The organism is Pseudomonas sp. WS 5021, from assembly GCF_012985535.1.
Taxonomy (GTDB): Bacteria; Pseudomonadota; Gammaproteobacteria; order Pseudomonadales; family Pseudomonadaceae; genus Aquipseudomonas.
In genome coordinates this window covers 735,003-754,820 of the sequence record NZ_JAAQWP010000001.1, presented here as the reverse complement: position 1 = coordinate 754,820, position 19,818 = coordinate 735,003, and the positions used below count along the sequence as shown (strand labels likewise).

At 60.4% G+C, this 19,818-nt stretch carries 16 protein-coding genes and 1 pseudogene; 6 read left to right on the top strand and 11 right to left on the bottom strand.

Annotated elements, in window-relative coordinates:
* Window positions 1-154: 154 nt before the first annotated feature.
* The 11 genes from astD to acs all read right to left on the bottom strand — a co-directional run bounded on the left by astD (window position 155) and on the right by acs (window position 13,375).
* Window positions 155-1,624, bottom strand: a complete 1,470-nt coding sequence (astD, locus tag HBO19_RS03485) for a succinylglutamate-semialdehyde dehydrogenase (RefSeq protein ID WP_170043800.1) — start codon at window positions 1,622-1,624, stop codon at window positions 155-157.
* The gene (astA, locus tag HBO19_RS03480) at window positions 1,621-2,646 is read right to left on the bottom strand and encodes an arginine N-succinyltransferase (RefSeq protein WP_169955158.1); all 1,026 of its coding nucleotides are present in this window, start codon (window positions 2,644-2,646) and stop codon (window positions 1,621-1,623) included. Before astA ends, astD begins: the two co-directional genes overlap by 4 nt.
* A 50-nt stretch (window positions 2,647-2,696) precedes the next feature.
* Window positions 2,697-3,716 carry an arginine/ornithine succinyltransferase subunit alpha gene (gene aruF, locus HBO19_RS03475; RefSeq protein ID WP_032861580.1) on the bottom strand — a complete coding sequence of 340 codons (1,020 nt, stop codon included), beginning with the start codon at window positions 3,714-3,716 and terminating at the stop codon, window positions 2,697-2,699.
* 194 nt (window positions 3,717-3,910) lie between these two features.
* Window positions 3,911-5,131, bottom strand: coding sequence for an aspartate aminotransferase family protein (locus HBO19_RS03470; protein ID WP_169955157.1), 1,221 nt, complete (start codon window positions 5,129-5,131; stop codon window positions 3,911-3,913).
* 241 nt (window positions 5,132-5,372) lie between these two features.
* Complete coding sequence (gene argR / locus HBO19_RS03465; RefSeq protein WP_170056895.1) at window positions 5,373-6,353, bottom strand: transcriptional regulator ArgR; 981 nt, start codon at window positions 6,351-6,353, stop codon at window positions 5,373-5,375.
* Between the two features lie 227 nt (window positions 6,354-6,580).
* On the bottom strand, window positions 6,581-7,345 hold the full coding sequence (locus HBO19_RS03460) for an ATP-binding cassette domain-containing protein (protein ID WP_029294441.1): 765 nt from the start codon (window positions 7,343-7,345) through the stop codon (window positions 6,581-6,583).
* 27 nt (window positions 7,346-7,372) lie between these two features.
* On the bottom strand, window positions 7,373-8,485 hold the full coding sequence (locus HBO19_RS03455) for a succinylglutamate desuccinylase/aspartoacylase family protein (RefSeq protein WP_170043790.1): 1,113 nt from the start codon (window positions 8,483-8,485) through the stop codon (window positions 7,373-7,375).
* A 1-nt stretch (window position 8,486) separates the two neighbouring features.
* Window positions 8,487-9,185, bottom strand: coding sequence for an ABC transporter permease (locus HBO19_RS03450; RefSeq protein WP_029294436.1), 699 nt, complete (start codon window positions 9,183-9,185; stop codon window positions 8,487-8,489).
* Window positions 9,182-9,871, bottom strand: coding sequence for an ABC transporter permease (locus HBO19_RS03445; RefSeq protein ID WP_029294434.1), 690 nt, complete (start codon window positions 9,869-9,871; stop codon window positions 9,182-9,184). The genes HBO19_RS03450 and HBO19_RS03445 overlap by 4 nt, the downstream gene beginning before the upstream one ends.
* 91 nt (window positions 9,872-9,962) lie before the next feature.
* Window positions 9,963-10,748, bottom strand: a complete 786-nt coding sequence (locus HBO19_RS03440) for an ABC transporter substrate-binding protein (protein ID WP_070994684.1) — start codon at window positions 10,746-10,748, stop codon at window positions 9,963-9,965.
* 671 nt (window positions 10,749-11,419) lie between these two features.
* A complete protein-coding gene (acs, locus tag HBO19_RS03435) occupies window positions 11,420-13,375 on the bottom strand; it encodes an acetate--CoA ligase (protein ID WP_169955154.1) in 1,956 nt (651 codons plus the stop codon).
* 393 nt (window positions 13,376-13,768) lie between these two features.
* Here acs and HBO19_RS03430 point away from each other — a divergent pair, with 393 nt between their 5' ends.
* The 6 genes and pseudogenes from HBO19_RS03430 to HBO19_RS03405 form a co-directional block, all read left to right on the top strand.
* Window positions 13,769-14,038, top strand: a complete 270-nt coding sequence (locus HBO19_RS03430; protein WP_170043792.1) for a DUF2790 domain-containing protein — start codon at window positions 13,769-13,771, stop codon at window positions 14,036-14,038.
* A 153-nt stretch (window positions 14,039-14,191) separates the two neighbouring features.
* Window positions 14,192-15,079: an AraC family transcriptional regulator gene (locus tag HBO19_RS03425; RefSeq protein WP_170056894.1), complete on the top strand. Its 888-nt coding sequence runs from the start codon at window positions 14,192-14,194 to the stop codon at window positions 15,077-15,079.
* 112 nt (window positions 15,080-15,191) lie between these two features.
* Window positions 15,192-16,457 carry a DUF1479 domain-containing protein gene (locus HBO19_RS03420; protein WP_170056893.1) on the top strand — a complete coding sequence of 422 codons (1,266 nt, stop codon included), beginning with the start codon at window positions 15,192-15,194 and terminating at the stop codon, window positions 16,455-16,457.
* Between the two features lie 42 nt (window positions 16,458-16,499).
* Entirely contained in the window at window positions 16,500-17,783 is a 1,284-nt protein-coding gene (locus tag HBO19_RS03415) for an ABC transporter substrate-binding protein (protein ID WP_170056892.1), read from the top strand.
* A 470-nt stretch (window positions 17,784-18,253) separates the two neighbouring features.
* Window positions 18,254-19,504 (top strand): ribonucleotide-diphosphate reductase subunit beta, encoded by a 1,251-nt coding sequence (locus HBO19_RS03410; protein ID WP_170056891.1) that lies wholly within the window; start codon window positions 18,254-18,256, stop codon window positions 19,502-19,504.
* Window positions 19,505-19,569: 65 nt separating this feature from the next.
* Window positions 19,570-19,746 (top strand): annotated as a pseudogene (locus HBO19_RS03405) (HNH endonuclease); the annotation flags it as partial.
* Window positions 19,747-19,818: the final 72 nt, after the last annotated feature.

The following is a 19,818-nucleotide window of genomic DNA, read 5'->3' as shown; positions in this document are numbered from 1 at the left end:
ACACCACAAACCTGTCTTTGCAAACCCGATCAACTGCAGGTGCTGGCTTGTGTAGGAGCTGGCTTGCCTGCGATGGCATCCCCTCGGTCTGGCTGAAAGACCGAGGTGCCCGCATCGCAGGCAAGCCAGCTCCCACACAAGCCCGCTCCCACATTTAGTTCAGCGTTACACCCGGCGTCAGCGCGGCTGGCAAGACCAGGCTCGGTGTCTCCAGGGATGCCACCGGGTATGCGCAGTAATCTGCCGCGTAATAGGCACTGGCGCGATGATTGCCCGACGCCCCTACCCCACCAAATGGCGCGGTGCTCGCCGCGCCGGTCAGCTGTTTGTTCCAGTTGACGATACCCGCACGGCTTTGCAGCCAGAACTGCTGGTAGCGCGCCTCGGAGTCCGACAGCAACCCTGCGGCCAAACCGTATTGAGTGTTGTTGGCCTCGCTGATCGCCGCTTCGAAATCCGTGTAGCGAACCACTTGCAGCAACGGGCCGAACAGCTCTTCGTCCTCGCGCTCAGTTACGGCGGTCACGTCGATGATGCCAGGTGTCAGCAAGGCTGCCTGCGCCTGGGGCTGGGTCATTTCCAGCAGCGCCACGGCGCCGTTGGCCAGCATCAGTTCCTGGGCTTCCATCAAGGCCTTGGCCGCGCCCAGGGAAATCACCGAGCCCATGAATGGCGGTGGTTGCTGGTCAAAGGCCCCCACGGCAATGGTCGCACTGACGGCAACCAGGCGCGCCAGCAGTGCGTCGCCCCAGGCGCCTTCCGGCACCAGCAGCCGCCGGGCACAGGTGCAGCGCTGGCCAGCAGAAATAAAGGCCGACTGGATGATGGTGTAGACCGCTGCATCCACATCGGCCACCTGGTCCACCACCAGCGGGTTGTTGCCGCCCATTTCCAGCGCGAGGATCTTGTCCGGGCGCCCGGCGAACTGCTGGTGCAGGTGATTGCCGGTGCGGCTGGAACCGGTGAAGAACAGGCCGTCGATACCTGGATTGGAGGCCAGGGCGATCCCGGTCTCCCGCGCGCCTTGCAGCAGGTTCAAGACACCCGCCGGCAGGCCGGCTTCGATCCAGCACTGTACCGTCAGCTCGGCCACTTTAGGGGTCAGCTCGCTCGGCTTGAACAACACGGTATTGCCCGCGAGCAAGGCCGGGACGATATGCCCGTTGGGCAAGTGGCCGGGGAAGTTGTAAGGACCGAACACTGCGACCACGCCGTGAGGCTTGTGGCGCAACACCGCCGTGGCGTCGCCCAGGGGGCCGCTCTTCTCGCCGGTACGTTCGCGGTAGCTCTGCACCGAGATCGCGATTTTGTTGGCCATGCTGGTAACTTCGGTGGCCGACTCCCACAGCGGCTTGCCGGTTTCTTCGCCAATGCAGCGGGCGATTTCATCGGCGCGGCTCTTCAAGGTGGCGGCAAAGGTTTCCAGCACGCTGATGCGCTCTTCCAGGGGGCGCTTGGCCCAGGCCGGGAATGCCTGGCGCGCAGCCTGCACGGCGGACTCGACCTGCTCGACACTGGCGCCATTGCCGGCCCAGATCACCTGCTGGGTCACCGGGTTCAGCGACTCAAAGCGTTCACCCTGGCCAGCCAGCCAGCTCCCTGCGATATACAACGAATTCATTATTTCGACTCCCGGGCAGCAGACAACGGTACGGCACGCACTTGATCACCGGCCACCAGTTGCAGGCGCTTGGCGGTCAGCGGATCGACCACCAGGGTGCCCGCAGCCAGGCGCGCCGGTGCGGCGGTGATGCGGCACTCTTCACGTTTACGGTTATGCATCAGGAACGGCGTGGCGTCGTCCCCCGGCGTGCCGATGGCCAGCACCAGCGCCTGGCTGTCACGCACCGCGCGGATCTTGCTGGTCTCACACTCCACCGCAGGGCCCGCGTCGAAGATATCGACGTAGCCCTGGTAGCTGAAGCCTTCGCTCTTGAGCATGCTCAGGGCCGGCTCGGTGTCGGGATGGACCTTGCCGATCACGTTGCGCGCGTCCTCGGACAAAAAGCAGGTGTACAGCGGGAACTTGGGCATCAGCTCGGCAATGAACGCCTTGTTACCTACGCCGGTGAGATAGTCAGCCTGGCTGAACTCCATCTTGAAGAAGTGCCGGCCCAGGCTTTCCCAGAACGGCGAACGCCCGGCGTCGTTGGACACCCCGCGCATCTCGGCAATGATCTTGTTGCCAAACAGCTGCGGGAATTCAGCAATGAACAGCATCCGTGCCTTGGCCAGCATGCGGCCGTTGAGGCCGTTGCGGTAATCGGCATGCAGGAACAACGAGCACAGCTCGGAGTTGCCCGTCAGGTCGTTGGCCAGGAACAGCGTAGGAATCTCGCGATAGATGTTCAGTTCCTGGGAGGCGCTGACCGTCAGGCCGACCCGGAAGTTGTACCACGGCTCACGCAGGCCGACGGCGCCAGCGATGGCGGAAATCCCCACCACCCGGCCTTCGTCGTTTTCCAGCACGAACAGGTAGTCGGCATCACCACGCCCGGCTTCGCCGCGAAAGGTCTTTTCAGCCCAGCCAACCCGGTGGGTCAGGCGCTCTTCATTGGCCGGCAAAGTGGTAAGGCCGGTGCCGGTGCTGCGCGCCAGATCAATCAGGGCCGGTAAATCGCTGCTGCGTACGGGACGAACGATCATGCTATCTCCTCAGACGGGCCGCTTTGCAGCCACCCGCGAAACTCTGCTTTTTAAACCGCTACCAGGCGCACGCTGGCGCCTTCGCCGACGCCCAGGGCTTCGGCCGCTTCCAGGTCCAGGGTCACCGGCTTGCCCGGCGCGTAGTCCAGTTCCAGCATCACTGCGCGGTAATCCTGCAACTGCGCGTTGCTCACCAGGTACTGGCGGCCGACGCCCTTGACCATCTCGCCGATCTTCACCGGCACCACGCGGCTCTGGGCGATCGAACGGATGCCCGAGACCCGCGCATGCAGGGTCGGGCCACCGTCGAAGATGTCGATGTAATGATCGGTTTCAAAACCTTCGCGCATCAGGATGTCGAAGGTGATCTGCGCACGCGGGTGCACCTGGCCCATGGCTTCCTGGGCTTCGTCGGGCAACAGCGGCACGTAGATCGGGTAGTGGGGCATCAGCTCGGCGAGGAAGGTGCGGCTCTTCAACCCGCACAGGCGCTCGGCGGCGGCGTAGTTGAGGTCGAAGAAGTTGCGGCCGATGGCATCCCAGAACGGCGAATCACCGTTCTCGTCGCTGTAGCCGACAATCTCGGTCACCACCGAGTCGGCAAAGCGCTCGGGGTGGCTTGCGACAAACAGCAGGCGGCCACGGGAGTTGAGCTCCGACCAGGCCGAACCCACCAGTTCCGGCACCACGTAGAAGCTGGTCAGCAAGCTGTTGCCGGTCAGGTCGTGGCACTGGGACAGGACGTGAATCTTGTTGTGGATCTTCAGTTCGCGGGACGCGTGGACGAAGGTCTCGTTGCGAAAGCTGTAGAACGGCTCGGAATAACCGGCCGAGGCAACGATGGCCGAACAGCCCACCAGCTTGCCGGCGACGGTGTCTTCGAGGACAAAGAAATAGCTTTCTTCACCGTTGAAACTCACTTCGGCGGCGAAGGACGCTTCGCTGGCGGCGATTTTGTCGCTCAGGCGTTCAACGTCATCCGGCAGGGAGGTGACACCAATCGGGCTGTCCGCAGCCAGACGCTGTACCTCGCCCAGATCAGCCATTTGCGCGGGGCGCATCACCAGCATGGTGTCACTCCTTAACTCGAAAACTTCATAAAAAAATGCCGGACACTGAACCTGGAATCACCCAGGTTCCAATGTGGGAGCGGGCTTGCCCACGATTGCGGTGGGCCAGTCACAACAACGTCGACTGACAGATCGCTATCGCGGGCAAGCCCGCTCGCACATTTGATCCGGTTCGTTAGATAAATGTGTATCTATCAAGCTTGCGTCAGCGTTTTTACAGCACGTTCAAAGCGGTCCAGACCTTCATTGATGTCCGCCTCTTCCACCACCAGGCTTGGCGCAAAACGCACCACGTCCGGGCCGGCCTGCAGGATCATCAGGTTTTCTTTCTCGGCCGCGTTGAACACGTCCTTGGCCTTGCCCTTGAACGCGTCGCTCAATACGCAACCGAGCAGCAGGCCCATGCCACGTACTTGGGTGAAGATCCCGTATTGCTGGCCGATCTGCTCCAGGCGGGCCTTGAACAGCTCGTGCTTGGCATTGACGCCGGCCAGCACCTGGGGGGTGTTGATCACGTCGATCACCGCTTCGGCCACCGCGCATGCCAGCGGGTTGCCGCCGTAGGTGGTGCCGTGGGTGCCGACCACCAGGTGCTTGGCCAGGTCTTCGCGCGTCAGCATCGCGGCAATCGGGAAGCCGCCGCCCAGGCTCTTGGCGCTGGTGAGGATGTCGGGCACCACGCCGTAGTGCTGGTAGGCAAACAGATGGCCACTGCGGCCCATGCCAGTCTGCACTTCGTCGAACACCAGCAGCGCGTTGTTGGCGTCACACAGGTCGCGGGCACCTTGCAGGTACGCAAGCTCAGCCGGCAACACGCCGCCTTCGCCCTGGATCGGTTCCAGCACCACGGCGCAGGTCTTGTCCGACACCGCGGCTTTCAGCGCGTCCAGGTCGTTATAAGGAACGTGGGTGATGCCGGTGATTTTAGGACCGAAACCATCGGAGTACTTCGACTGGCCACCGACGTTGACCGTAAACAGGGTGCGCCCGTGGAAGCTGTTCAGGGCGGCGATGATCTCGTATTTCTCGCTGCCGAAACGGTCGAACGCCACGCGACGGGCCAGCTTGAAGGCGGCCTCGTTGGCTTCAGCACCCGAGTTGCAGAAGAACACACGCTCGGCAAAGGTGGCGTCGATCAGCTTATGGGCCAGGCGCAGGGCCGGCTCGTTGGTGAAGACGTTGGAGACGTGCCACAGCTTGTTGGCCTGGGCGGTCAATGCGCCGACCAGCGCCGGGTGGGCATGGCCCAGCACGTTCACTGCGATGCCGCCGGCAAAATCGATCAGCTCGCGACCCGACTGGTCCCACACGCGGGAACCTTCGCCACGCACAGGGATAAAGGCGGCAGGGGCATAGTTGGGCACCATGACCTGGTCGAAATCGGCACGTTGCACCGGGGCTTGCTCAACGGACATCGGAGTCTCCTGAAGAGGAACGCCTGCCTGGAACTGGCGGGCGATGCAGGGATTGTAAGGACAGTTTTCAGCGCGGCCTTGCCGCCAAGCGACAACTTCTTATAGCGCCAACCCCCGTTTTACGCGGGTTTACGCCAATGCGACAAATAGCTTCGCAATGGCGCAGTTTAAACAGAAGACAGGCGGTTGCGGCAGTGCCGTGGGAATTTTGCTCAGCTGCATCCGCAGGGCAAGGCCCTGCTCAGCCGCGCTCGGATGGCACCGACGACAACTCGAACGGGCTGCTGCTGCGCCGCTGGTTGCGATCTTCACGGGGGGTGGCGCCGAAGAAGTTGCGGTAGGCGCTGGAAAAGTGCGGCCCCGAGGAGAAGCCGCAGGACAGGCCGATCTGGATGATCGATTTGCTGGTTTGCATCAGCATCTGGCGCGCCTTGTTCAGGCGCAGCTCCAGGTAGTACTGGCTGGGAACGCGGTTGAGGTACTGCTTGAAGATGCGCTCCAGTTGTCGTCGCGACACGCACACATGCTGGGCGATTTCGTCGGTGGTCAGCGGCTCTTCGATATTGGCTTCCATCAGCAACACTGCCTGGGTCAGCTTCGGATGGCTGGACCCCAGGCGGTTCTGCAATGGAATGCGCTGGCGTTCGCCACCTTCGCGGATGCGCTCTACCACCAATTCTTCGGAGACCGCACCGGCCAGTTCGGCACCGTGATCACGGGCCAACACCGCCAGCAGCAGGTCGAGCACCGACATGCCACCGCAGGCGGTCAGGCGATCACGGTCCCAGTCGAACAAATGGCTGGTGGCGATGACCTTGGGGAAGCGCTCGGCAAAGTCATCCTGCCAGCGCCAGTGCACGGCGGCGCGATAGCCGTCGAGCAAACCCAGTTGCGCCAACGGATACACGCCCGCCGACAAGCCGCCGATCACGCAGCCGGCACGCACCAGTTGTTTGAGTGCGGTGCCCAACTGGGACGCGATCACGGTGGGCGGCTCGTCGGCCAGCAGGAACAGCTTCTGGAAGCCCTCCAGCTTGCCGGCCCAGGGTTCGCCGGGCAGCCTCCAGTCACCCTCGACCGGCGGCTCGGCCTGCAGGAATGACACCTCGTAGACCACGTCTGGATGCACCCGCTGGGCCACACGCAAGGCCTCCTCAGCCAGCGCAAGCGTCAGGGCTTTAGTGCTGGGCCAAATCAGGAAACCAATGCGATGGGCTGTCATGGAGGGCTATCCGAAACGAAAACGGTAATGAAGACAAGGGCCAATGCTAGCCCGTAAACCAACACAAATCTCAAAACAAACAGAGATCTAATGTGGGAGCTGGCTTGCCGGCGATAGCGGTGGGACTGGCTTACCGCTATCGCCGGCAAGCCGGCTCCTACAAGGAATCGAGGCCAACCTCAAGGCTGCGAAGCATGCACTATTTCAGTGCATAAACGCAGCCTTGTTTACTTCAAGCTACCGGACAAGAACTGCTGCAACCGCTCGGACTGCGGGTTGACCAGCACTTCACGCGGGTTGCCGCGCTCTTCGACAATGCCTTTGTGCAGGAACACCAACTGGTTGGACACTTCACGGGCAAAGCCCATTTCGTGGGTCACTACCACCATCGTCCGGCCTTCCAGGGCCAGGTCCTGCATGACCTTCAACACTTCGCCGACCAGCTCCGGGTCAAGGGCCGAGGTCGGCTCGTCAAACAGCATCACCTCAGGCTCCATCGCCAGCGCCCGGGCAATCGCCACGCGCTGCTGCTCGCCACCGGACATATGGCCGGGGAAGGCATCCTTGCGATGAGCCACGCCGACTTTGGCCAGGTAGTGCTCGGCCTTTTCACGGGCGTCTTTTTTCGACATGCCCAGCACATGCACCGGGGCTTCCATGACGTTTTCCAGCGCGGTCATGTGCGACCACAGGTTGAAATGCTGGAACACCATCGACAGACGCGAACGCATACGCTGCAACTGCTTGGGGTCGGCGGCTTTCATCGCGCCGTCCTTGTTGGCCACCAGCTTCAGCTCTTCGTTATTGAGCAGGATCTTGCCGGCGTGAGGCTGCTCCAGCAGGTTGATGCAGCGCAAAAAGGTGCTTTTGCCCGAGCCACTGGAACCGATGATGCTGATCACATCACCGGCCGCGGCGGCCAGGGACACGCCTTTGAGCACTTCATGACTGCCATAGCGTTTATGCAGGTCTTGGACTTCAAGTTTGTACATGCGGTCGGTTCTCACAAAAACAGTTGGTCAGTCGTTGAGCAAGCGCCCGTGACGCAGCGCTTCGCGCCCCGCCACCTTGGCCAGCCAGAAACCCGCTTGGGCATAACGCAGCCGTTCAACGGCAAACAACACCCCTGACGTGCCCGCGCAAACAATGCTGACGCGGTCGGCCAAAGGATCAATCACTTCAAAAATCGGCTCGCCGGTTTCCACCCAGTCACCGGCTTTACGCAAGTAACTGATCACCCCGGCGTGGGGCGCGAACAGCAATTCAGTGCCTTCGAAGGGCACGCCTTCACACGGTTCATGTTGCGGCGCCGGCCACTCTCCCTTGATCAGGCCCTGTTCGGCGAGGAACGCGAGGATACCTTCGGCGTGGAAGATCGCCTCATCCCGACCGGTATCGGCCTGACCGCCCAGCTCCAGGGTCGTCGCCAGGCATGCCAGAGGGATCTGCGCCTCGGGGAACGCCCGTGACAAACGCAGCCACGGCAACGAGCAGGCCTCATCGAACGAGCTGCCGCCGGAATCTTCCGCCAACAGGCCGACCTTCACATTCAAATGCGCCGACAACGAACGCCACTGCGGCCAGTGCTGGGGCAGCGCGTACATGTGCAGCGCGGCTTCAGCGTCGCAGTGCAGGTCGAGGACCACATCGGCAGTACAGGCATGGCTCAGCAAAACCCGCTGCATACCTTGCAACTGACTGCTCGGCTCGGGCAGTGCATTGAGCGCATCGCTCATTGCCTGGCGGATCATGCGCACATTGGCGTGGGGATCATCTCCCAGCCTGCCTTCCAGCAAGGCAGCAACCGGCTCGCTCAACTCGACGAAATCACGGTTGAAGTTCTTCCCGGTGCCGACCTCGAAACGCCCCTGGTGGCTGCCTTGCAGCAGCTGACCCAGGCCCATCGGGTTGGCCACCGGCACCAGCTCGATCACACCGTTGAGGGCGCCCTGCGCTTCGAGTTCGGCCAGGCGCTTTTTCAGCTCCCAGGCCGCGCGCATCCCCGGCAACTCATCGGCGTGCAGGCTGGCCTGGATATACGCCTTGCGCTCGCCATGGCCGAAACGGAACACCGTCAACTGGCGCTCGCAACCCAGGTGCCCCCAGGGCAGTACGTGCTCGATGCGTTCCATATCAGTGCTTCCGAGGAGCCAGGTAGCTCAACCAGCGGCGCTCGGCCAGCTTGAACAGGCGCACCAGGATGAACGTCAGGCACAGATAGAACAGGCCAGCGGTGATATAGGCTTCGAACGGCAGGTAGTACTGGGCGTTCACCGTGCGAGCGGCACCGGTGATGTCGATCAGGGTGACGATGGAGGCCAGGCTGGTGGTCTGCAACATCATGATCACCTCGTTGCTGTACTGCGGCAGCGCCCGGCGCAGGGCCGAGGGCAGCAGGATGCGGCGGTACAGCTTGTAGCGCGACATGCCCATGGCCTTGGCCGCTTCGATCTCGCCATGGGGCGTGGCCTTGAGGCTACCGGCGATGATCTCGGCGGTGTAGGCGCTGGTATTGATGGCAAAGGCCAGGCACGCACAGAAGGTCGCGCTGGACAGCCACGGCCAGAGGAAACTCTCGCGCACCGCTTCGAACTGGGCCAGGCCGTAGTAGATCAAAAACAACTGCACCAGCATCGGCGTACCGCGGATCACATAGGTGTAGAGCCAGGCCGCGCCATTGACCAGCGGTTGTTTGGACACTCGCATCAGGCCCAGGGGCACGGCGGCAAGCAGGCCGAAGAACAGCGAGATCAACAGCAATTTCAGGGTGGTCAGCAAGCCGCCAAGGTACAGCGGCATGGCCTCCCAGATGACGTTGTAGTCGAAGATCATAGATCAGCCGCCTTTACGCCTACCGAGTAGCGCTTCTCAAGATAACGCAGGGCCAGCAACGAGACGCTGGTGATCACCAGGTACATCGCCGCCACCGCGAGGAAGAAGGTAAAAGGTTCGCGGGTGGCATCTGCCGCCTGCTTGGCCTTGAACATCATGTCTTGCAGGCCCACCACCGAAATCAGCGCGGTGGCCTTGGTCAGTACCAGCCAGTTGTTGGTAAAGCCGGGGATTGCCAGCCGGATCATCTGCGGCACCATCACCCGGAAAAACACCTGGAACGGGCTCATGCCATAGGCCATGCCCGCTTCGGCCTGGCCCTTGGGGATGGCCATGAACGCACCGCGGAAAGTTTCCGACAGGTAGGCGCCAAAGATGAAACCCAGGGTGCCGATACCGGCGGCCAAGGGGTTCAAGTCAATATAGTCGTCGTAGCCCAGTAGCGGCGCGACGCGGTTGAGCAGGTCCTGGCCACCGTAGAAAATCAGCAGGATCAGCACCAGGTCGGGGATCCCGCGGATCACCGTGGAGTACAGGTCACCCAGCCAAGCCAGCCAGCGTACCGGCGACAGGCGCAATGCGACCCCAATCAGACCCAGAACAATGGCCAAGGCCATGGACGACAAGGCGAGCTGAAGCGTCAACCATGCGCCATCGAGGATAACGGCCCCGTAGCCTTTCAACATGATTCAGGTCCTCGAAAAGGCGGATGAAAAAATGGCGCAAACTTCAGAGACCCTGGTGCTTGCGCCATTCTGGACAGACAACTGCGAAGGTTTACTTGGCGTCAGCGCCGTAAATATCGAAGTTGAAATACTTTTTCTCGATTTCTTTGTACTTGCCATTGGCGCGGATCGCGGCGATGGCTGCGTTGATGCGGTCCAGGTTGGCCTTGTCGCCTTTACGTACCGCGATACCAATGCCATCGCCGAAGTATTTGGCGTCGGTGAACGCAGGGCCTACGAACGCGTAGCCTTTGCCTGAGTCGGTCTTCAGGAAACCGTCTTCAAGCAGGGTCGCATCAGCCACGGTGCCATCAAGGCGACCGGCCGCCACGTCCAGGTAGATTTCGTTCTGGGTGCTGTAGGGAACGATGGTCGCACCTTTAGGCGCCAGGACTTCCTTGGCGAAACGGTCATGGATCGAACCGCGCTGTACGCCGATCTTCTTGTCCTTGAGCTCAACCAGGCTGTCGCTGACGGTAACGCTGTCCTTCATCACCAGGCGTGCCGGGGTCAGGTAGTAGCGGTTGGTGAAATCCACGGACTTCTTGCGGTCGTCAGTGATGGACATGGACGACAGGATTGCGTCGATCTTGCGCACTTTAAGCGCCGGGATCAGGCCATCGAATTCTTGCTCGACCCAGGTGCACTTGACCTTCATCTCTTCGCACAGGGCGTTGCCGATGTCGTAGTCAAAACCGACGATACTGCCGTCCGGCGCCTTCGAGGCAAACGGAGGGTAGGCTGCTTCGATACCAATTTTCAGCGGTTTCTCTTCAGCGAAGGCCTGCATGGACAGCACGGACAGCGCCAGGGCGCCCAACAGCACGAGTTTCTTCATCTTGGGACTCCATCGGTATAGGACAAAAACAGCAGTATGAGCCATGGCCCACGATGCGACTGAGTGAAACCGAATAGCGGTGCTGCGTCCTACACCAGTTCAACACGGCGACGACGAGCGAGTGATCGGCATTCTAACGACAGGCCGGAAGCCGATATTTCCTCAATGCGACAACAATTTACAGAAGCACCGAGAAAGCGACCCCAACCCATTGACAACCCCTGATTTTTATGCAGAGGCAAAAGATATTAAACCTATTATCGCTGCAAATTGCGGGCCTATTATTCGCAAACCCTTCTATTCCGGCAAGTGTAGCGTTTGATCTAATTTTTCAGGGTGTCTAAAACGGGCGTTTTCGGGGCGTGGATGTAGCACTTTGCCTCATGTTTGGGCGCAAGGTTACACATTTGCACCACTGGGTAACATTCAGAAACGTCCTACTAGATAAACCGATATTTATTGGCTTGGTGCTGAGGACGGTCTGTCATCCCCCACCATCCAATGTAGGAGCTGGCTTGCCAGCGATAGCAGTGGGCCTGTATCAAATGGGCTGACTGACCCACCGTTATCGCCGGCAAGCCGGCTCCTACATTGATGGTATTTCATAGTGAGGCCCCACAAAAAAGCCCCATCCGGCCTACACCGGATGGGGCTTGGTCCCATAAACCCGCTTACGCGACGTTCATGGTCTTGTGGGTATCGATCAGATGCTGCACCACACTTGGATCAGCCAGGGTGGAGATATCCCCCAGCCCGTCATACTCGGCCGTGGCAATTTTGCGCAGGATACGGCGCATGATTTTCCCCGACCGGGTCTTAGGCAAGCCTGGTGCCCACTGGATCACGTCCGGCGATGCAATCGGGCCGATCTCCTTGCGCACCCAGTTCTTCAGTTCCAGGCGCAGCGCTTCGGTCGGCTCCTCACCGTTTTTCAAGGTGACATACACATAGATGCCCTGGCCCTTGATGTCGTGAGGCACGCCGACCACGGCCGCCTCGGTGACTTTGGGGTGGGCGACCATGGCGCTTTCGATCTCGGCGGTGCCCATGCGGTGCCCGGAAACGTTGAGCACGTCATCCACGCGACCGGTGATCCACCAGTAGCCGTCTTCATCGCGACGCGCGCCGTCGCCGGTGAAGTACATGCCACGGAAGGTCTTGAAGTAAGTGTCGACAAAACGGTCATGGTCGCCGTACAGGGTACGCGCCTGGCCCGGCCACGAATCGAGGATCACCAGGTTGCCTTCGGCAGCGCCCTCGATGATGTTGCCCAGGTTGTCCACCAACGCTGGCACCACGCCAAAGAACGGACGTGCCGCCGACCCCGGCTTGAGCGCGTGAGCGCCCGGCAACGGGCTCATCAGGGTCGCGCCAGTTTCGGTCTGCCACCAGGTGTCGACAATCGGGCAACGGGATTGGCCGACGTTCTTGTAGTACCAGTCCCACGCTTCCGGGTTAATCGGCTCACCCACCGAACCCAACAGGCGCAAGCTGCTGCCATCGATACCTTCGCAGGCGGCGGTGCCGGAAGCCATCATCGCGCGGATCGCGGTCGGCGCGGTGTAGAGGATATTGACCTTGTGCTTGTCGACGATTTTCCCGACCCGCGTGATGTCCGGGTAGTTCGGCACGCCTTCGAACAGCAGTGTGGTCGCGCCATTGGCCAGCGGACCATAGACGATGTAGGTGTGGCCAGTGACCCAGCCGACGTCGGCGGTGCACCAGTAGACTTCGCCCGGGCGGTAGTCGAACACGCGCTCGTGGGTCAGGGCGGCGTACAACAGGTAGCCGCCGGTGGTGTGCTGCACGCCCTTGGGCTTGCCGGTGGAACCGGAGGTGTAAAGGATGAACAGCGCTTCTTCGGCGCCCATCTCTTTTGGCGCGCAGACCGTGCCCGCCACTTTCATCAGGTCTTCGTACCAGATGTCGCGATGCTGGTTCCACTTGATCTGGCCATTGGTGCGCTTGCACACGATGACTTTCTGGATGCTGCTGGTTTCCGGGTTGGTCAGCGCGTCGTCGACGTTGGCCTTGAGCGGTACCTTCTTGCCGGCACGAATGCCTTCGTCGGCGGTGATCACCACCTTGGATTTGCAGTCGATGATGCGACCGGCCAGGGCTTCAGGGGAGAAACCGCCGAACACCACCGAGTGGATCGCGCCGATGCGGGTACAGGCCAGCATGGCGACCACAGCTTCAGGGATCATCGGCATATAGATGGTCACCACGTCACCGCGGTGCACATCCTGGCCGCGCAGGGCGTTGGCGAACTTGCAGACTTGTTCGTGCAGCTCGCGGTAGGTGATGGTGCGGCTTTCGGAAGGATCGTCGCCCTCCCAGATGATCGCCGCCTGGTCGCCGCGCTCGGCGAGGTGACGGTCCAGGCAGTTGTAGGAAACGTTGAGGGTGCCGTCAGCAAACCACTTGATATCGACATGGTGGTCGTCGAACGAGGTCTGCTTGACCGTGGTGAAAGGCTTGATCCAGTCAAGACGCTTGGCTTGCTCGCGCCAGAAGCCGTCGGGGTTGACCACCGACTGCTGGTACATGGCCTTGTAGGTCGCCTCGTCAGTCAGCGTGTTGGCTGCTACTTCGGGGCGAACGGGGTACAGGGAAGCCGCACTCATCTTTCTTACCTCGGTGACTATAGTTGTTGTTGTATGGCCCTGTTGTAGCCGGGGCAGGCCTATAGAACCATTCGACGATGGTAGTAACAAGCCCCTACAAATTGCCCTGATATGTGCGTGCACCGCTCTGGTTCGGGGCCTGTAGCGCGTTTTGCGCTACCGGAAAAAACCTCTGTCGTGGATTGTTACGAAAACCACCAAAAGTGTTTATCAAAAGTACGGGTATATGAATGCAACCCAGGCGCCTAAAATCAACCTCGCCAACAAGGCACTGTGATTAACCAAGTTGCAGCCCCCACGAAGGCACGTTAATCCGAACTCTCTACTTAAGTTACACACGTGGCCTCACAAGGGCCCCGTGACCCCCTTCGACTGTAAAAAGGTAAATTGGAAATGAAAGCTTTATTAGTTATGGCCCTTGCCAGCCTGTGCGCCACCGCCGCCCTGGCCGACGAGATCCCGACTGACGTAGCCAGCCAGCACACCGCTATTGTTGAGGAATACACCTACGCCACTGATCTGGATATTGCCAAGGTGGTGTCCATGAGTTCCATTCCGAATGTCTGCGAAGTTGTTCCAGCACGCATGGAATATGAAGATCACCAAGGCCAGCGTCATATTCTTAATTACAAAGTCATGGGTAACGGTTGCTCTAACGGTTAATAACTTAGTTAGTTAGAACCTAACCTGGCAATGTTCGCCGCAAGGAATCGTTCTTGCGGCAAAGAGACTTGTTCACGGCACCTTCCCCTTCTCGCTTGAACCGAATGCTACGATTGTGGCGTTGCTATTCCCTCTGCACAGCAGGATGGGTTCATGAGAGCCAGTTTCGAGAAAATCCCCACCGAGGCCAACACCTCCTGGACCCTGCTCAACAGGCGCCTGCCACAGGCGATCCCGTTTGAGTGGCATCACCACCCTGAGTACGAGCTGACCCTCACCCTCAACAGTCGTGGGCACCGTTACATCAGCAACGATGTGGCACGCTACGATGATGGCGACCTGGTGCTGGTGGGCCCGAATGTTCCCCATAGCTGGTCGTCGGCCGAGACTATCGACCCGACTCAACCGCACATCGCCCTGGTCATCTGGTTTTCTGAAGCCTGGGCCGATTCGCTGGTCAAATTGTTTCCGGAAATGGCCTCGACCCGCGTCCTGCTGGCGGCCGCGCGGCATGCACTGAGTTTCAGCGACGCCACCTCGCGCGCCCTGCGCCCGGTGATCGAGGCGATGGTCGAGCAGGACGCCTCCCAGCGCCTGATTTCCCTGCTGACGGTACTCAATACCCTGTCACGGGATGTCGCGGCGCAGCGCATCGCCGTGCAACAAACCCCTCACATCATTGAAGATGCGCGCATCCGCCGGGTCCTGGACTACCTGCACGGCCACTATGCGCAACCCCTGAGCATCCCTGAGCTGGCACAAATGGCCTGCGTCAGCGTTTCAGCCTTCCACCGCATGTTCCGCAAACACACACGCTGCACAGCATTGGACTACATCGTGCGGCTGCGCATCGGACACGCCTGCGCCCTGTTGATGCAAGGCAACCTGGCAGTCAGCACCATCGCCGAACAGGTCGGGTACGCGTCCCAGGCCCTGTTCAACCGTCAGTTCAAGGCGCAAAAGGGCATGACGCCTTCAGACTTCCGTGGTCAGCATGGGCATCACTTCCAGCCAGGCACGGCTAAGCCGATTCTTCTGTAGGCGCATGATCAAACGCCACAATCGTATTGCTCAACGCGCCAAATGAGGCTGCCGTCCAGGCCGTCCGGAGTGATTCCATACCTGCATGAATAATAAAAATGCAGGCCACCCCATGAACAATTCCCCATCCTTCGCAAGTGCCGAGCTACCTGACGACTACAAACGCAGCATCGTCGCCATGAAAAAGGCACTGCGCGCACAGATCGGCGACGTGCCCGCGCTGTTTGCCGAAGTCAGCGCCTTTATCGCCACGGAAATCGCCGCGATCAAGGCCCAGCAAGCCCTGACCGGCTCGGCCTGGCCCGAACTGGACTTTGCCACCCTCGCCAACGGCCAGGTCACAGAACAACAACGCGCGCTGATCAAGCGCCGAGGCTGCCTGGTGATCCGCAACCACTTTCCCAGGCAGCAGGTGCTGGGGTGGGACAAGAGCCTGCTGGACTACCTGGACCACAACCAGTTCGACGCGGTTTACCGGGGCCCTGCCGACAACTTCTTCGGCAACCTGGAAGCCTCGCGCCCGGAAATCTTCCCGATCTACTGGTCCAAGGCCCAGATGCAACTGCGCCAGCATGAGCGCATGGGCTGCGCCCAATCGTTCTTGAACCGCCTGTGGACCATCGACTCCCACGGCCAGCAGTGGTTCGACCCCGACACCAACGCCCTGTACCCGGACCGCGTACGGCGACGCCCGCCCGGCACCACGTCCAAAGGCCTGGGCCCGCACACCGACTCCGGGGCGCTGGAGCGCTGGCTGCACCCGGCCTACCTGAAGGTGTTCGAGAAAATTTACCGCAATGACTTCAAATCCTACGACCCGTGGGACGCCGCCCATCGTACCGAAGTCGATGAATATGCCTACCCAGGTACCAAATGCTCGGCCTTTCGCACCTTCCAGGGTTGGACCGCGCTGTGCGACATGAATGCCGACCAGGGCGTGCTGCATACCTTGCCGATCCCCAAGGCCATGGCCTACCTGCTACTGCGCCCGCTGCTCGATGACGTGCCCGAGGATGAGCTGTGTGGCGTTGCGCCAGGCAAGGTGCTGCCGATCCTGGAGAAGTGGCACCCGCTGCTGGTCCAGGGCATGTCACCGATTCCGGACGTGCAGGCTGGCGATTCGGTGTGGTGGCACTGCGATGTAGTCCATAGCGTCGCCCCCGTCGAAAACCAGCAGGGCTGGGGCAATGTGATGTACGTACCAGCCGCCCCCATGTGTCCGAAAAATCTGCGTTATGCCAGGGATGTTTTACGGGCCTTCGAACAAGGCGCCTCGCCGGATGACTTCCCCCGCGAAGACTACGAAAAGCACTGGAGCGACCGCTTCATGACCTCGCAACTGAACGCCCTCGGCCGCAAAGGGCTGGGGCTGGAATAAGTACCCTCCTCTCACCACAAAAACAAAAAAGGGCCACTCCCTATGAAAATCGTCAATCGCCTTGCCGTTGCCATCTCCCTCGCCAGCCTTTGCACAGTCAGCGCCCATGGGGCCCAGAGCAAGGGCAGCGTGGAAGTCGTGCATTACTGGACCTCGGGCGGGGAAGCCAAGTCTGCGGACGTGCTCAAGCAACTGATCGAAAAAGACGGCTATACCTGGCAAAACAGCGCCGTAGCCGGTGGCGGGGGCGCAGCGGCCATGACGGTGCTCAAGACTCGCGCCGTGTCCGGCAACCCGCCCTCCGCCGCTCAGATCAAGGGCCCGGATATCCAGGAATGGGGCAATCTGGGCTTGCTGACCAGTATCGACGACGTGGCCAAGGCCAATCACTGGGACAAGCTGTTGCCCCAGAGCATTGCCCAACTGATGAAATATGATGGCCACTATGTCGCCGTGCCGCTGAATATCCACCGTATCAACTGGCTCTGGACCAACCCCACGGTACTCAAGCAGGCCGGCGTGTCCCAGACGCCGAAAACCCTCGAAGAACTGTATGCCGCCGGTGACAAACTCAAGGCCGCCGGTTTTATTGCGCTCGCCCACGGCGGCCAACCCTGGCAGGACACCACGGTATTTGAAGGCCTGGTGCTGAGCATCCTCGGCGCGGATGGCTTCAAGAAAGCCTTTATCGATCACGACGAAGCCACCTTCACCGGCCCGAAAATGACCGAAGTGTTTGTAGCACTGCGCAAACTCAAGACCTACATGGACCCCGACGGCACGGGCCAGGACTGGAACATGGAGACCGCCAAGGTCATCAAGGGCCAGGCCGGCATGCAGATCATGGGCGACTGGGCCAAGAGCGAATGGAGCGCCGCCGGCAAGAAGGCCGGTCTCGATTATGAATGCGCGCCCTTCCCGGGTTCCCAAGGCATCTATAGCTACACCATCGACTCCCTGGCGATGTTCAAGCTGTCCAGCAAAAATGACACACCGGGCAACAATGCCGCGCGCGACGACCTGGCCAAGATCGCCCTGGAGCCGCAATTTCAAACGGTATTCAATCAGAACAAAGGCTCCATCCCGGTGATCACGGGCCTGGACATGAGCCAGTTCGACAGTTGCGCCCAGGCCTCCGCCAAGGATTTCGCCGAAGCCGAAAACGCCGGCACCCTGGCCCCGAGCATGGCGTTCAACATGTCGACTTCCCAGGCAGTGCAAGGGGCGGTGTTTGATGTGGTCAGCCACTTTATGAGCGATAAAAACGCGGATCCGGCCAAGGCCGGGAAACAGATGTTTGCGAGCATTCAGGCGGCGGCACAGTAAGGCCCTGCGGCCAGTTCTTGCGCCAAGGGGCGCAAGAACTGCGATGCCAAATCTACCTGCGGCTGGCGCATTAAAAGCAGCGCCTACCGCCCGTCAAAAAAATCCGCAGCTGGCAAACCCTTGCAAACCCGCACTCTGGCCGCAAACACCGTCAATTTGGCGGCCCACCGAGACCATCCGCCGCAACACAAAGGCAAATTTTTCCCTATAATGCGCGGGTAAATCGGGCCTGTAATATCCCTTTACATGGGGTAACGAGCCAGACCTGAGGCCCCGCAGGAGTAAGACACAGTCGCTCCGCCCCTCAGACCTCATGCAGAGCACCCGTAGCCCTATTCCGTTTAATGCCTGCGCTAGCTGTTGCAACAAACGATTCCTTAAAGATCCACCGCGGCCCCTGGGCCGTGTGAACACCCAACCATCCGGTTTCACACGGGCACCATTGGCCCTCACGCAGGAGACGACACGTCATGCTGAGCTGGGACGAATTCGACAAAGAAGAAGAAGGCGAAGTAGCCGCTAAAGGCGCCAACGCCGGCCACGCCACCGAAGCCAACATGGACCGCCTCGACGGTGCCGGTGCCGCCGCCGCCATCGAGGCCCGCGCCGTCACCGCCAATGACTCCGCCGCCATCGTGCGCGCCAAGGCCGCCCTGGACAAACTCGACGTCGCCGAAGGCCTCGCCGAGTTGGAAGGCGCTTCCGCCCGTGTCGCCGTTGACGAAAAGCGCATGATCAACTGCCGCGCCGACCTCAACCAACTCGTGCCCTTCAAGTACGACTGGGCCTGGCAGAAGTACCTCGACGGCTGCGCCAACCACTGGATGCCGCAAGAGGTCAACATGACCGCCGACATCGCCCTGTGGAAAAACCCCGAAGGCCTGACCGACGACGAACGTCGCATCGTCATGCGCAACCTGGGCTTCTTCTCCACCGCCGACTCCCTGGTCGCCAACAACCTGGTGCTGGCCGTGTACCGCCTGATCACCAACCCGGAGTGCCGCCAGTACATCCTGCGCCAGGCCTTCGAAGAGGCGATCCACACCCACGCCTACCAGTACTGCATCGAATCGCTGGCCATGGATGAAGGCGAGATCTTCAACATGTACCACGAGATCCCGTCGGTCGCTAAAAAAGCCGCCTGGGGCCTGAAATACACGCGTTCGATCTCCGATCCAAAATTCGAGACCGGCACTGTCGACACCGACAAAGAACTGCTGCGCAACCTGGTCGCTTACTACTGCGTGCTGGAAGGCATCTTCTTTTACTGCGGCTTCACCCAGATCCTGTCCATGGGCCGACGCAACAAAATGACCGGCGTGGCCGAGCAGTTCCAGTACATCCTGCGCGATGAGTCGATGCACCTGAACTTCGGCATCGACGTGATCAACCAGATCAAAATCGAAAACCCACACCTGTGGGATGCCGAGATGAAGGAAGAAGCGACCCAGATGATCCTGCAAGGGACCCAACTGGAGATCGAATACGCGCGCGACACCATGCCGCGCGGCGTGTTGGGCATGAACGCGGCAATGATGGAGGACTACCTCAAGTTCATCGCCAACCGTCGTCTGTCGCAGATCGGCTTGAAGGAAGAATACCCAGGCACCACTAACCCGTTCCCGTGGATGAGCGAGATCATGGACTTGAAGAAAGAGAAGAACTTCTTTGAGACCCGGGTGATCGAGTATCAGACCGGTGGGGCGTTGAGCTGGGATTGATCGGCTCATAGTTGCGACGTGAAAAAAGCCCTGGGGTCGTACCCAGGGCTTTTTTTATGGGAGCCGGCTTGCCATTTCTTGAAGTACATCACCTCAAGCACCTGGCCCGTAAGGGTTCGGATCGCATCTCCAATGCTGTAGCCTTATGCCCCAATTGCCATCAGCGTTGTCACCGGTCGAGTGACCGGGATGATTTCACTGCGGGGTTTTACTCGAGAATCAGCAGATTGATACCGGAGTAGACTCCTGCGGTCACAGCTTATGCATTCCAAAAAAATAGTAGATAGGACCGAGGCCACCCCGTGAACCCAGAC

Coding starts and splice junctions, on each gene's coding strand:
- HBO19_RS03470 (WP_169955157.1), bottom strand. CDS start 5,131: ATGTCCGTTGAGCAAGCCCCGGTGCAACGTGCCGATTTCGACCAGGTC.
- HBO19_RS03420 (WP_170056893.1), top strand. CDS start 15,192: ATGAACAATTCCCCATCCTTCGCAAGTGCCGAGCTACCTGACGACTAC.
- HBO19_RS03455 (WP_170043790.1), bottom strand. CDS start 8,485: ATGGAACGCATCGAGCACGTACTGCCCTGGGGGCACCTGGGTTGCGAG.
- HBO19_RS03445 (WP_029294434.1), bottom strand. CDS start 9,871: ATGTTGAAAGGCTACGGGGCCGTTATCCTCGATGGCGCATGGTTGACG.
- HBO19_RS03450 (WP_029294436.1), bottom strand. CDS start 9,185: ATGATCTTCGACTACAACGTCATCTGGGAGGCCATGCCGCTGTACCTT.
- aruF (WP_032861580.1), bottom strand. CDS start 3,716: ATGCTGGTGATGCGCCCCGCGCAAATGGCTGATCTGGGCGAGGTACAG.
- HBO19_RS03460 (WP_029294441.1), bottom strand. CDS start 7,345: ATGTACAAACTTGAAGTCCAAGACCTGCATAAACGCTATGGCAGTCAT.
- HBO19_RS03415 (WP_170056892.1), top strand. CDS start 16,500: ATGAAAATCGTCAATCGCCTTGCCGTTGCCATCTCCCTCGCCAGCCTT.
- HBO19_RS03425 (WP_170056894.1), top strand. CDS start 14,192: ATGAGAGCCAGTTTCGAGAAAATCCCCACCGAGGCCAACACCTCCTGG.
- HBO19_RS03430 (WP_170043792.1), top strand. CDS start 13,769: ATGAAAGCTTTATTAGTTATGGCCCTTGCCAGCCTGTGCGCCACCGCC.
- HBO19_RS03440 (WP_070994684.1), bottom strand. CDS start 10,748: ATGAAGAAACTCGTGCTGTTGGGCGCCCTGGCGCTGTCCGTGCTGTCC.
- HBO19_RS03410 (WP_170056891.1), top strand. CDS start 18,254: ATGCTGAGCTGGGACGAATTCGACAAAGAAGAAGAAGGCGAAGTAGCC.
- argR (WP_170056895.1), bottom strand. CDS start 6,353: ATGACAGCCCATCGCATTGGTTTCCTGATTTGGCCCAGCACTAAAGCC.
- astA (WP_169955158.1), bottom strand. CDS start 2,646: ATGATCGTTCGTCCCGTACGCAGCAGCGATTTACCGGCCCTGATTGAT.
- acs (WP_169955154.1), bottom strand. CDS start 13,375: ATGAGTGCGGCTTCCCTGTACCCCGTTCGCCCCGAAGTAGCAGCCAAC.